General features: G+C 38.2%; 14 protein-coding genes. All 14 read right to left on the bottom strand.

Annotated features, from left to right (window positions below):
- Nucleotides 1–25: 25 nt before the first annotated feature.
- The 14 genes from B5488_RS04220 to B5488_RS04155 all read right to left on the bottom strand — a co-directional run bounded on the left by B5488_RS04220 (nucleotide 26) and on the right by B5488_RS04155 (nucleotide 13,143).
- Complete coding sequence (locus B5488_RS04220) at nucleotides 26–2,047, bottom strand: aconitate hydratase (protein ID WP_079734131.1); 2,022 nt, start codon at nucleotides 2,045–2,047, stop codon at nucleotides 26–28.
- A gap of 272 nt (nucleotides 2,048–2,319) precedes the next feature.
- Complete coding sequence (locus B5488_RS04215) at nucleotides 2,320–3,036, bottom strand: hypothetical protein (protein WP_079734130.1); 717 nt, start codon at nucleotides 3,034–3,036, stop codon at nucleotides 2,320–2,322.
- Nucleotides 3,037–3,109: 73 nt separating this feature from the next.
- Entirely contained in the window at nucleotides 3,110–3,673 is a 564-nt protein-coding gene (locus B5488_RS04210; protein ID WP_079734129.1) for a 4'-phosphopantetheinyl transferase family protein, read from the bottom strand.
- A complete protein-coding gene (locus tag B5488_RS04205; protein ID WP_079734128.1) occupies nucleotides 3,670–3,924 on the bottom strand; it encodes an acyl carrier protein in 255 nt (84 codons plus the stop codon). The genes B5488_RS04210 and B5488_RS04205 overlap by 4 nt, the downstream gene beginning before the upstream one ends.
- Before the next feature lie 149 nt (nucleotides 3,925–4,073).
- A complete protein-coding gene (locus B5488_RS04200) occupies nucleotides 4,074–5,336 on the bottom strand; it encodes a beta-ketoacyl-[acyl-carrier-protein] synthase family protein (RefSeq protein WP_079734127.1) in 1,263 nt (420 codons plus the stop codon).
- A gap of 11 nt (nucleotides 5,337–5,347) precedes the next feature.
- A complete protein-coding gene (locus B5488_RS04195; protein WP_079734126.1) occupies nucleotides 5,348–5,794 on the bottom strand; it encodes a 3-hydroxyacyl-ACP dehydratase FabZ family protein in 447 nt (148 codons plus the stop codon).
- 8 nt (nucleotides 5,795–5,802) lie between these two features.
- Nucleotides 5,803–6,597, bottom strand: a complete 795-nt coding sequence (locus B5488_RS04190; RefSeq protein ID WP_079734125.1) for an enoyl-ACP reductase FabI — start codon at nucleotides 6,595–6,597, stop codon at nucleotides 5,803–5,805.
- Nucleotides 6,591–7,643: a type III polyketide synthase gene (locus tag B5488_RS04185; RefSeq protein WP_079734124.1), complete on the bottom strand. Its 1,053-nt coding sequence runs from the start codon at nucleotides 7,641–7,643 to the stop codon at nucleotides 6,591–6,593. The genes B5488_RS04190 and B5488_RS04185 overlap by 7 nt, the downstream gene beginning before the upstream one ends.
- On the bottom strand, nucleotides 7,640–8,359 hold the full coding sequence (locus tag B5488_RS04180; RefSeq protein ID WP_079734123.1) for a methyltransferase domain-containing protein: 720 nt from the start codon (nucleotides 8,357–8,359) through the stop codon (nucleotides 7,640–7,642). The genes B5488_RS04185 and B5488_RS04180 overlap by 4 nt, the downstream gene beginning before the upstream one ends.
- Nucleotides 8,356–9,483: an NAD(P)/FAD-dependent oxidoreductase gene (locus B5488_RS04175; RefSeq protein WP_079734122.1), complete on the bottom strand. Its 1,128-nt coding sequence runs from the start codon at nucleotides 9,481–9,483 to the stop codon at nucleotides 8,356–8,358. The genes B5488_RS04180 and B5488_RS04175 overlap by 4 nt, the downstream gene beginning before the upstream one ends.
- Before the next feature lie 75 nt (nucleotides 9,484–9,558).
- Complete coding sequence (locus tag B5488_RS04170; protein ID WP_079734121.1) at nucleotides 9,559–10,257, bottom strand: OmpA family protein; 699 nt, start codon at nucleotides 10,255–10,257, stop codon at nucleotides 9,559–9,561.
- Nucleotides 10,258–10,272: 15 nt separating this feature from the next.
- Nucleotides 10,273–10,752 carry a lipocalin family protein gene (locus B5488_RS04165; protein ID WP_079734120.1) on the bottom strand — a complete coding sequence of 160 codons (480 nt, stop codon included), beginning with the start codon at nucleotides 10,750–10,752 and terminating at the stop codon, nucleotides 10,273–10,275.
- A 92-nt stretch (nucleotides 10,753–10,844) separates the two neighbouring features.
- Nucleotides 10,845–11,006 carry a DUF1328 domain-containing protein gene (locus tag B5488_RS04160; protein WP_070055250.1) on the bottom strand — a complete coding sequence of 54 codons (162 nt, stop codon included), beginning with the start codon at nucleotides 11,004–11,006 and terminating at the stop codon, nucleotides 10,845–10,847.
- Nucleotides 11,007–11,136: 130 nt separating this feature from the next.
- A complete protein-coding gene (locus B5488_RS04155) occupies nucleotides 11,137–13,143 on the bottom strand; it encodes an alpha-ketoacid dehydrogenase subunit alpha/beta (protein WP_079734119.1) in 2,007 nt (668 codons plus the stop codon).
- Between the last annotated feature and the right edge of the window lie 23 nt (nucleotides 13,144–13,166).

Below are 13,166 nucleotides of genomic sequence, written 5' to 3'. Positions count from 1 at the left end.
CCCGAAGCTTCGGGAATATCAATTTTCATTTTGTTTTAGCTTCTTCAGCATCTTTGGCCTGGTCTTCACCGAGTTCGTTGGCTTCAATGCGTTCTTTAAACTCATTGATAATTCCACCTTTCATCAGAATGTTTATTTGCCTGTCACTCATACTGTGTTTGGTCTCGAAGTCCAGTTTATCGCCATTTGCTTTTTTGACAATTACCTTAATATTCTTTCGGTTTTTAATGTCTCCCCGAAGGTTTCTAAAAATTATTTGATCTTCCTGATCTATCTTTTCATAATCGGCGATATCGATAAACTCCAGCGGAAGGATACCAAAATTCACCAGGTTTTGCCAGGCAATTCTTGCATAACTATTCGCGATTACCGCAACCTGGCCTAAATATTTCGGCGCTATTGCTGCGTGTTCCCTACTGGAGCCCTGGGCATAGTTATCTTTTGCCACCACAATATGGCCACCGTGCTCACTTTTAGCTTTCATCGCCCTGTCATAGAAGCTCTCATCAATAACCGTGTAAGAGAATTTACTAATTTCTGGCAGGTTACTTCTAAAAGGTAGTACCTCTGCTCCTGCTTTTAAGATTTCATCGGTAGAAATATTATCTCCCATTTTTAGCATAACCGGCACACTATATTTGTCCTGCATAGGTTCAATATATGGAAGCGATTTAATGTTTGGTCCTTTCTGAAGTTGAACTTTAGAGCCATCTTCTGGCGGGGCAACCAGCATATCTTCCTTAATAATATGAAATTCAGGATATTCAAACTTAGGATATTTCATATTATACAACTTCTCCATATCTCTTGGATCGGTGATTTTTCCGGTTAAGGCTGAAGCCGCAGCAGTTTCAGGACTACATAAATGTACCTGGTCGTCTTTTGTACCAGAACGATCGGGGAAGTTTCTAGGCATAGTACGCAAACTAATAGTGCCTGATGCCGGTGCCTGTCCCATACCTATACAGCCCATACAACCCGATTGGTGAAAACGTGCTCCTGCTTTAATTAAATTGGCAAAAGTTCGGTTTTCAATCATATTCTGAATAATTTGTCTTGAGGTTGGGTTAACATCAAAAGACACATCACTACTAATAGCTCTATCTTCAACCATAGCTCCTGCTATCCAGAAATCACGTAAACCTGGGTTTGCTGAAGATCCAATAACCACCTGGCTAATTGGTTTTCCTGCCACTTCACTTACCGGCACAACATTACCCGGGCTGGTTGGCAGGGCAATTAGCGGAACAAGTTCATCTAAAATAATTTCTTCGTGAAGATCGTATTCACAACCTTCATCGGCTACTAACTCTCTCCAGTCGTCTTCACGTTGCTGAGATTTCAGGAACCTTTTTGTTTCGTTATCACTTGGGAATACGGTTGTGGTAGCACCAAGTTCAGCGCCCATATTGGCAATTACATGGCGATCCATCGCACTTAAATTCTTAAGTCCGTCGCCATAATATTCTATTACTTTTCCTACTCCACCTTTTACATCGTGGCGGCGTAACATTTCCAGAATCACATCTTTAGCACTTACCCAGTCTGGTAAATTCCCGGTAAGTTTTACGCCCCAAACTTCTGGCATTTTCACAAAATAAGGCTGACCCGCAATTGCGGCCGCCACATCAAGTCCGCCGGTACCAATGGCGAGCATTCCTAAAGATCCTGCTGCCGGGGTGTGACTATCTGAACCAACCATTGTTTTGCCCGGTTTCCCAAAGCGTTCCATATGTACAGGGTGGCTTACGCCATTTCCTGGTCTACTATACCAAAGTCCGAATTTTTGCGCTGCCGAAAGTAAAAACAAATGGTCATCGGCATTTTTAAAATCGGTTTGTAGCAGGTTATGATCTACATATTGCACTGCTACTTCGGTCTGGGCTTTTTCCAGTCCCATTGCTTCCAGCTCTAACTGTACAAGCGTTCCTGTAGCATCCTGCAACAATGCCTGATCTATTTTTATTCCTATTTCCTTGCCGGGAATCATTTCTCCCTTGAGCAAATGTTCTTTAATTAATTTTTGAGTTACGTTTAATTTAGACATAGTTGGTTATTTTTAAACTTTAAAATATTACAATTTATAGGAACAAGGGGTGCGTTTAACAATATCTTATATCTTACTAAGTAAACTTAACTCCTTATTAATTATAGGAGATGCAAAATTATAGCATAAAAAAAGCCACAAATACAGAAGGTTTTTCTTCTCTATTTATGGCTTCTTATAAAAAAGCTGTTTGAAAAATAGCCTCTTTAATATTCTGAACCAAAGTTGTGAATATTCAGCCGGCTACTTTCGAAACAGCTTAATTATATTCTCTAACTTCTGCTTAGTGCATTTAAAATATCGGATTGTTGTCCTTCTTCAATATTGAAACCGGGTTTTCCTTTTCGCGGAAATAAATAGGAAAATTCTTCTTCAAAAGCGCTCCAACTTCCTGCCAAACCAAAATCGTCGTTAGATTTATCCATTTTTGGTCTTTTAAAAGTATTCAAATCTGAATCATAAGGAGAGCCTTCGGCATCTTCACCAGGGAATAACATCCCGTCATTTACTTCAGAATAAATTACTACTGAAGCACCGCCGTTTCCGGGAAGATCAAATACTTTTAAACCGAAATCTTTTAAAACTCCTTTGCGTTCGGTTATATCTTTAGTTTTAAAACTGTCTTTAAAATTGTTGCGTGGATGTGCAAAAATTGGGGCGCCTCCGGCATCTTCAGAAATGGTTTTTAAATCGGCATAAGCATCTTTTAAGATAGCATCGCAGGTAATTAAAATTCCCTTTATTTTATAGCCATCGGTTACCAGTTTCTTTACGGCATCTTTTGTAGATTTTTCAACCACATCAATTAGTAGTATATCCTGCCTGTTTATATGTCTAATCGCGTAACCCTGGTTAAAAACACCATCTTTCTCTTCACCCTTAATAATAAATGTGTCGGGGATTAACTTTAAAAATTTACCGCTTTCACCTTTTTCAACAAATTCGGCACTTTGGCTGTGTAGCACTTCCATCTTATCAACAGTCTTCATAATCAAAATCGTTTTAAATTAGTTGTTTCAAGATACAAATAAGGCTAAGCTTTCACAATGCTGAAATCGGGTTTTAGGACATATTTAACGAGACGGCGTAAGCTGAAAAATTGCCGTGGTGTGATAGGCTAAACGGAATTTGCAGATTATCACCGCGGTAGCTTACAAATGGAATTCCCTGCCCGTCCTTACTTATGTTAAGGAATTCAAATGGAATATCTCTTTGCTCAGCAATTTTTTGAAGTAACCTAAGCCTGGAATTTTTATTTTCTGAAATCAGGGAAAACTCAGTATTCCCGGTAGAAGTATGAATCATCTTTGGAAAGAGAATTGAATTTATTATAAAAACATCTTCCTTAAAACATACTACTCCCCTCGCCTTGCCGGGGTTGATTTTAACCTGTTCGCAAACAAATTGCTTAGGATTATAAAAGCGCTCCAGCATATATTTACGCTGTACTGCTTTATAAACCGCCTCTTTCATACTCCATAACAACCAGACAACCAATTCAGGATCTTCTGAATTCAGAATAAAGGCCTGTTCTTCTCCAGTAAATAATTTCTGAAGAAATCCCCGCCTTTGCCAGTTACTTTGGTTCCGAATTAGGTTTAGGTCTATAATATCGTTCCCAATCACGCTGAAGCCAGTTTACGCTCAATTATACTTTTCGCATCGCCCACGGTAAGCATACCTTCCATAGAATCGTTGTCTATTTCAATATTAAACTCGTCTTCTACGTCTAAAATCACATCTACCAAATTGGCCGAATTTACTTCCAGGTCTTTAATAAAATCGGTTTCTTCATTAAAATTCTCCAGTCCTTCCTTGCGCTGGGTATAAGGCGTTACAATTTTTTTAATAGCATCCAGTATTTCTTTTTCTTTCATATTTTTTCTAATAATAGCAATTTAAACTTTTTGTATTTGCAAATAGATTTCATCAAGCCTTCCCTGCGAGATTTTTTATACCTCGTAGGTTTGAAAACCGACAAAACCTACACGGTTACTTAAACCTTGCAGGATCTAAAAACAGGTTTTTAGATCTTTTTAAAAATAACTACTGCATTTACATCTCCAAACCCAAAACTGGATTTTGCTAAAATATTAACCGGTTTTTCTAAAGTTTTACGCGGAATTTTCTCTTCGGAAACTAAATTTGAAATTTCCGGGTTCAAATCTTCGCAGTTCACATTTCCGAAGATAAAACTTTTATCTATCTGAAGCACACTAGCCACACATTCTATACTTCCCGAAGCCGCCAGGCAATGCCCTGTCATTCCTTTTAAAGAATTTATATATGGGAAATCTGCTCTATTCAATGCTTTTTTCCAGTTTTCAATCTCCAGCGCGTCTTTCGTGGTTGCAGTAAGATGCCCATTAATCGCATCAATTTCTTCTGCTGAAATTTCAGAAAATTCAATAGCTTCTTTAATGCAACGAACAACCGCTTCGCTATTCGCGGCTGTCATGCTCCCGCCACCTCGTTGCCCACCACTATTTACAGCACCTCCTAAAACTTCGGCATAAATTTTCGCACCCCTGGCTTTAGCCGATTCATAGTCTTCCAATACCAAAGCTCCTGCTCCACTTCCAGGCACAAAACCCGCAGCCGAGGTGCTCATTGGCCGGGATGCTTCTGTGGGATTTTCGTTATATTTTGAAGGCAAAATACGCATCGCATCAAAACCACCCCAAACATAAGGCCCGTGATCACTACAGCTACCAACCAACATTCGTTTTGCTTTCCCGGCAGCTATTCTTTCAAAACCCATTAATAAAGCTTCGGTTCCCGTTGTACAGGCCGAGGAATTGGTAGTCACCTGGTTTCCACAACCTAAAATTCCACCTAAATAAGCGCTAATTCCACTGGCCATGGTTTGCATTACGCTGGTGCTTCCCAATCTTCTGGTTTTCCCCGCGTCAATAAGATGAATGGCTTCGCGGAATTTATCTACACCTAAAATTCCAGTGCCAAAAACAATCCCGCTATCCCAATCAGGTTGATCGTTATCTTCAATTTTAAGTCCCGCATCTTTCCAGGCATCGGTTCCCGCGATGACTCCGTAAATAATCCCGCTGGAATTAAGTCCGCGTAATTGCAGCGGGCTAAAATATTCAGCTATTTTTTCTTCTAAAATTTGCGGTTTTCCGGCAATTTGGCAACTGAATTTTAATTTCTCTAATTCTTCCTGAAATCTAATCCCGCTTTTGCCTTTGCGAAGGGCATCTTCAAACTCCACTAGGTCTGCCCCATTTGGCGCAACGACACCCATTCCTGTAACAACAACACGTTTTTTCATAACAGAAATTTTTAAACTGATTCATTTTTAATCATTCCTGCAATTTTGCCGCGACAGATCAGTTTGTCTGTTTTATCATACATTCTAACTTCACATTTTAGTTTATTAAAACGATAAAACAGTTTTTCAGAAACTACTTTTACCGTTTCCCCGGGAAAAACCGGGAGGTAAAAATCTATTTCAGAAGAACTTAACGCGAGTTTAATATTTTGAGAATCGTTTTTCTCATTTTCCAGAAGAAAAATTCCCAGACAAACCACACCAATTTGCGCCATACATTCGGTTAAAATCACGCCTGGCGTAACCGGGTTGTTTTTAAAATGCCCTTTATAGAAAAATGAATCTACCGGAAAAGTATAAAGACCTTCGGCAGATTTTTCGTTTACTTTAAGCAATTCATCCACAAATAAAAATGGTGAGGAATATGGCAGTTTTTCGAGGATATTTTTATAATTCACGCGGCATTTTATTTTAAATGTTCGCCGCCATTAACGGGAATAATCGTTCCTGTAATCCAACTGGCTTCGTCTTTGCTTAATAAATAAACCACATTCGCCACATCGTTAGGAACCGTAAGCCTTTTAAAGGGATTATGCTTTAAAGCGTGTACTCGCAGGGTTTCATTGCCGGGAATCATTTGGAAAGAGCGGGTAACGGTAACCCCCGCCTGAATACAATTGGCCCGAATACCGTGCGGCGCAAATTCCAGTGCGATATTCCGGGTAATAGATTCTAGTGCAACTTTTGCTGCAGAAACGGCTGCATAATTGGCCCAGGCCTTCTTGTTGCCTTCGCTGGTAAACGATATAATACGAGCATCTTTTGCGAAAAATTTAGCTTTAAAAATAGCTTTGGTCCAATCGTAAAGACTAATGGCCATGGCATCTATGGTAATTTGAAAGTCTATATTATCTAAGGTAGGTTCTTCGCCTGTCATTGGTTTTAGATTACCCTTAGAAATACTATGTACTAAAGTTCTTATTTTGCCTTCTTTCCCAAGTATTTTAGAAATTTCTTGAATAAGATTCACTCGTTTTTCGGCATTAGTGGCGTCAATATTAAAGCTTTCAAATTTTACATCTTGCTCCCTAATATCTTCAAAAGCTTCTTCAATTTCAGCGATATCTGCACGTCTGTCTCTATGAATAATTATAATATTCATCCCGTGATGGGCGAGTTTCCGGGCTGTAGCAAAACCTAATCCTGTACTTCCGCCTAAAATAATTGCCCAGTAATTACGATCTTTAAACTCTGTTACCATTCCAATAAAATTCTTTGCGCCGAAAATCCGGGTCCAAAACTTAACATTAAGCCCTGCTCCCCTAGTTTTGGCTGTTTTTTCATAAATTCTTCCAACACATACAAGACTGTAGCGCTGCTCATGTTTCCATATTGCCGAAGTACCTCGCGGGTCTCGTCTATATTCTTTCCTAAGTTACCAAAAAGATCTTCAACTGTTTGCACAATTTTTTTCCCGCCTGGATGAAATATTAGATGGTCTACCTTTTCTATATTAGAGTTGAATTTTTTCAAAAACGGATGAACAATTTCTGGGAAATGAGTGGCTATGGTTTTGGGTACGCTTTCATCTAAAATCATTTTGAGCCCGTGGTTGGTGAGATCAAAACCCATTAAATGCGTGGCTTCATAAAAATGATACATTTCTTCCCCCAGGATTTTTGGACCTTTTGAGTTTTCTTCTGAAGAAAGCAAGACACAGGCTGCACCATCGCCAAAAATTGCTGCGCTCACCATATTAGCCATCGAAAAATCGTTTAGTTGAAATGTAGCCGTAGGACTTTCTACTGCAATTACGGCGGCACGCTTCCCGGGATTTGCCTTAAGAAAATTTGCTGCATAAATTATTCCTGAAATTCCAGCTGCACAACCCATTTCTGTCACTGGGAGACGGGTGATATCCTTACGCATTTCTAGCTCATTTATTAGGTAAGCGTCTAAAGAAGGAATCATAATCCCGGTGCAACTTACGGTGATTATAAAATCTACCGAATTTGCTTCCCAGTCGTTATTCTGTAAAGCTTTTTGAAGTACATTTTTGCCGAGTTTCTTAACTTCTCGCACATAAATATTGTTTTTATCTTTAAAAGAAGTGGCTGTAAAAACTTCTTCGGGATCCATAATAGAATAGCGCTTATCTACACCTGCGCCTTCAAATATTTTAAGGACTTTTCTACGGTACCTATCATCCTGTTCTTGAAGCCAGCTGTCTACTAGCGGGAGAATATCTTTAGTTTCCCTGGCATACTTGGGTAATTCTTTTTCTACACCTGTAATTTTCACACTCATATGTTATTTTTCTCTATAATCCATTGGTAGCGAAAAGCCCACTTCCAGGTAATTTGATGACTTGTTTCCGGAATTTCCCCGGCAAAATCATGTAATTCTTTTTTTTTAAATCCGCGTAAAATAGAGATCAAACCGTCTTTTCGCGCGATCTCATTATTTATAAAAACGGCACAAAATGCCTGGAACAATCTATAAGCAATTTTAGAACGATGTAGATCGTTAATCACCACTCCTAATCGGGATTGTTCATTGAATAAATTGAGCAATGCTAAGATCTCTTTGTTTTTGAAATGGTGTAGCGTTAATGTACACAAGATAATATCACATTGAAATTTTTTAAATGTTTCACCAAAAATATCTAAAGCCATAAATTCTATCTCGGGAAAATTCTTAGACATTTTTTCTCCAATTTCAATGGCATGAGTATTCGCATCAATTCCGGTAAGTTTAAGTGTGTAGCCGCTTTTTCTACCCCATCTGGCAATTTCCCTAAGTACGGCACCATTGCCACAACCAACATCGGCAATATGTACTTCGTTCGTTTTAGGTTGCTTTAAAACTATACTTTTAACTCCCTGAAGGGTGATTTTATTCCCACCCAACCATTTGTTGATATTATCCAGGTCCCGCAGGGTTTTATCCAGTTCTTTTCCTTGTAGGTTAAAATCGTCCATAATTTCAACCGCGTTGGTTCTTTTTGAAGTATCTATACTCATACTATGGGTTGCCCGTGGGTTTTAGTGATGATTTTCTCTAACAAGTACGGAAATTTTTTAACGAGATTCTGTGAAGTTGAAGCTAAAAATGGATTGATTAAAATCTTTTGCAGTATTCTTCCGGTTTTTAATCTGTTTTTAAAATGTGTGTTCCAGTTTTCTTGGTATTGATTTTCAAGGTTTTTTCTGTCTAAACTAATCCCGTGGAAATTATTTAAAACGGCTTCTGAAGCAATTTTACCAGAATGAATAGCCATTGCCATGCCATTACCGCAAAGCGGATGAATTAAGCCTGCAGCGTCTCCCAGCATCAAAATATGATTATTGATAAGCGATTTTTCCTGAAAGGAAATTTGAGCAATACTCAGGTCTTGTTTAAAAAGCGGTTTAGCATTTTTAAAAAAACCTTTTAAATAGGCGTTTTGAAATAGAACTTTTTCTTTAAAATCTTCTGTATTTTTATACTTTTTAAAACTTTTATAGGAAACCATATAACAGGCATTTACCGCCCCGGTTTCCGTTTTGGATAAACCACAATAACCTCCTTCAAAATTATGAAGGGCCACTAAATCTTTAGGAAATTCTGGATCTTCATAATGTGATTTTACGGCAAGCCACGACGATTTTTCCTGGATAAATTCTCGCTCAAGGCTTTTATCGAGATTAGATCGTTTTCCAAAAGCGCCTAATACTATTGGGGCTTTTAGTTGTTTTCCGGAGGAAAGTTTCAGGGTAAATTCATCATTTTCAAAATTTATATTTTCAACTGATTCAATTAGAATTTCGGCTCCATTTTCTTCAGCATTTTTAAAAAGGAACTCATCTAAAGCATAGCGGCTTAATCCCATCCCGCCCAGTTTTAAAGAAGTTTCTATCGATTTTGCATTTTGGGTGCTATAAAGGAGTTTGTGAATTTTAATTGGTTTCAAATCTTTTTGAAGATCAATATCTAGGGAATTTAAATAGGGAAGCACTTCATTAGACAGGTATTCCCCGCAGACTTTATGCCTGGGATATACTTTTTTTTCTATAAGCAATACCCTCCTCCCTTCCCGGGAAAGATGAATAGCAGCAGTTAATCCCGCCAGGCCTCCACCCACAATAATTACTTCAAAAGCTGCCATTGGTTGAAGATAAATAAAAGCACAAAAAAATCCCGGAAAATTCCGGGATTTAATAATTGTTTGATAGGCTCTACTCTAATTATTTTGTTCAGCCTGTTTTTTAGCTTCTTCTTTTAATTCATCATTTGCAACAATGGCTAACTCTACCCTACGGTTTTTTGCACGGCCTTCGGCGGTTTCATTATCATATTTTGGCTGGGCTTCCCCGTACCATTTCGTATCAAACCTACCACTACTAAGGCCCTGGCTTGTTAAATAATTAGTTACGGCTTGCGCCCTGTTTTTAGAAAGGGTAAGGTTATAAGTTTCACTACCGGTATTATCGGTGTGCCCTTCTACAAGAATATTAGAATCTGGATATTCTTTAAAGATATCGGCCAGTTTATTTAAAGTAGCTTGAGATTTAGAGTTAATATTATATTTTTCGGTATCAAAATATACACCGCTACTTTCATCAAAAGTAACATTTATACCTTCCCCAACTCTTTCAACTTCAGCTCCTGGAATTTCTTCTTCAATTTGTTTAGCTTGTTTATCCATACGGTTACCAATAATAGCACCGGCTGTACCACCTACAACTCCACCAATTATAGCGCCTAGCGCGGTATTACCATCACCGGTATTATTTCCGATAACTCCGCCAATAACGGCGCCACCAGTAGAACCAATTACAGCTCCTTTTTGTTTATTATTCGCATTCTTAGTGGCTTCACAGCTAAATAGAAGTGTGGCAGCAAAAAGAATGACAAACATTCTGTTTATAGTAGTCTTCATAGTAAATTAATTTAATTAAAGTTTAGAAAAATTCATTCTTATTACAAATGGAGAACCTTCAAGCATTACAGATTGTTCCCAAACCATTTGTGTTTCTGAAAGGGATCTTAAATTCATTCGGAAACCCTGGTTCCCTGTTGTTGAGTTATAATCTTCATCGGTTGGTTTCAATAAAAAATCGAAAATTCCTTCTGGAGTATTTTCTTCATCTATAGACCAGATGAAATAACGCTGTCCTCCACTGCAATTGGTTCCCTGCACATTATATGCTCCACGGTTGTTATTAGAAACAAAATTCCAGGTGCTGTTTTCAAAACAGGATGCATTGGCGTCGTTTAATAGAGTAACATCAAACTCCCCAGAACTGTTGGGGTAAGTCACACTGGTTAGTGTCCAGTTTCCATTAAAGGTTTTTCTGGCTTCTTTTGCTGTTTTGCTGGGCCCGCAAGCTGCCAATAGTACGGCTACAAAGCCAAGAATAAATATTTTTTTCATAGTTAGTTGTTTGGGTTATACATAAAAATCCAATGCTTGCCGATTATTACCTGGCGCAATACATTGGATTTTATTCTTTTAAATTATTTATTTTATCTTCTGAATAATCTACTCACTAAAGAAATTACTAATAGTACAAGGAAAATGTAGAAGATTATTTTAGCAATGTCTGCAAAACCCTCAGCGATTCCACCAAAACCAAAAATGGCTGCTACCAAAGCAATGATTAGGAAAATAACGATTAAACGTATCATAATTTTAGATTTTTTGATTAGTTGTAAACTAAATTACGGCAGGTGTAGAACGGAGACAAAAGATTATTAATATTTTAACAGCAGAACTGTTAAGGAATCTTAAAAAATGAAATTTTAAAGCTTCATATTATTAATAGTCTATTAATTCCTGTAATTTTTCCTTTAGTTTTTTCTTCGGAAGATAACCTTCTTCGAGAGCTGCTGCAAATGGAATTGGAGTTTCCCCACTACCAAGTCGCATTACCGGAGCGTCCAGAAATTCAAAACATTCTTCTGAAATAATTGCTGAAATCTCTGAGGCTAAACTTCCAAAAAGTGAATCTTCGGTGAGCACAAGTACTTTCCCCGTTTTTTTAACCGAATTAATTATGGTCTCTTTATCTAAAGGTTGCAAGCTGCGAAGATCTATCAACTCTATGTTTTCTAATTCTGCCTCCTCTAAAGCATCTAAAGCCCAGTGAACAGCAGCCCCATAGGTTATAATGCTAAGTCTTTCTCCTTCTTTTAAAACTGAAGCTTTTCCAAATGGCAAGGTGTAATAATCTACAGGAACTTCCTGCCGAATGCTTCGGTAAAGTGCTTTATGTTCAAAAAACAACACGGGATTTGGGTCATTAAAAGCGGTATTCAGCAAACCTTTAGCATCATATGGAAACGCAGGGTAAACAACTTTTAAACCCGGAACTTTAGTAAACCAGGCTTCGTTTGTTTGGCTATGAAAAGGTCCTGCACCCACCCCGGCCCCACAAGGCATTCTTATAACCACATCGGCATTTTGGTTCCAGCGGTAATTGCTTTTTGCCATGTAATTTACAATGGGATTAAAGCCTGAACTCACAAAATCCCCAAACTGCATTTCTACCATAGCCTGCAAGCCATTTATGGATAGTCCCATTGCGGTTTCCACAATGGCCGATTCACAAATGGGTGTATTTCTAACTCTTTCTTTGCCAAATTCTTCCAAAAGTCCTTCGGTAATTTTAAATACTCCCCCGTATTCTGCAATATCCTGTCCCATTAAAACCAGGGAATTATGCCTGTGCATAGATTGTTTCACAGCCTGGGCAATAGCGTCTATAAATCTTATATATTCTGTCTCTGCTTCAGGTTTAATCTCCTGGTACAAAAAATCCTGGTAAACATCATTTAATTCATTAGGTGCATTATATGCTGAAGCGGGTTCTTCATTAGCTTCTTTTAAATGCTTGTCTATCTCAGCTTTAATTTCATTTTTAAAGTGTGCATCCTGCTCTTCAGAAAGAATATTTTCTTTTACCAGGAAACTTCTAAAATTCTCCACGGGATCTTTTTGCTGCCAGAAATTCATTAAATCCTCTGGAACGTATTTTGTGCCACTGGCTTCCTCGTGGCCGCGCATTCTAAAAGTTTTAAACTCCAGTAAAACCGGTCGGGGATTTTGTCTAATACTTTCAGCAACTTCAGCAACTTTAGAATAAACGTCAATTATATTATTTCCGTCAATAATATGAGATTCCATTCCGTAACCTTTTGCACGATCGGCTAAATCTTTACAGCGATATTGTTCATTCGTTGGGGTTGAAAGTCCGTAGCCATTGTTTTCTATACAAAACAAAACCGGTAAATCCCAAACAGAAGCAATATTAAGGGCTTCGTGAAAATCGCCTTCACTGGTACCGCCTTCCCCGGTAAAAACTGCAGTCACCTTATTTTCTTTTTTCAATTTATGGGCTAAAGCAATCCCATCGGCCACGCCAAGCTGCGGACCCAAATGCGAGATCATTCCAACAATTTTATATTCCTGGGTGCCAAAGTGAAAACTGCGATCCCGCCCCTTAGTAAATCCGTTTTGTTTTCCCTGCCATTGGGAGAAAAGTCGGTTTAAAGGTACATTTCTAGAAGTAAATACTCCTAAATTACGGTGCATTGGTAAAATATACTCATCGGCGTTTAGGGATTTTGTAACGCCTATAGAAATTGCTTCCTGTCCAATTCCGCTAAACCATTTAGAAATTTTACCCTGTCTAAGCAAAATGAGCATTTTTTCTTCAATTAAACGGGGCTTTAACAGCGCTGCATACAAATCTAATAATTGCGCTGAAGCAAGGTTTTTTGTTTCAAATTTTATAGCAGGTTGCTGGGAAGAATTTGGTTGCATAGTATGTGTTTGTTTACCAAATG

Origin of the sequence: Salegentibacter salegens (assembly GCF_900142975.1) — a bacterium.
Lineage (GTDB): Bacteria > Bacteroidota > Bacteroidia > Flavobacteriales > Flavobacteriaceae > Salegentibacter > Salegentibacter salegens.
Note: the sequence above shows the minus strand (reverse complement) of the source record. Positions and strands in the feature narration are given on the sequence as shown.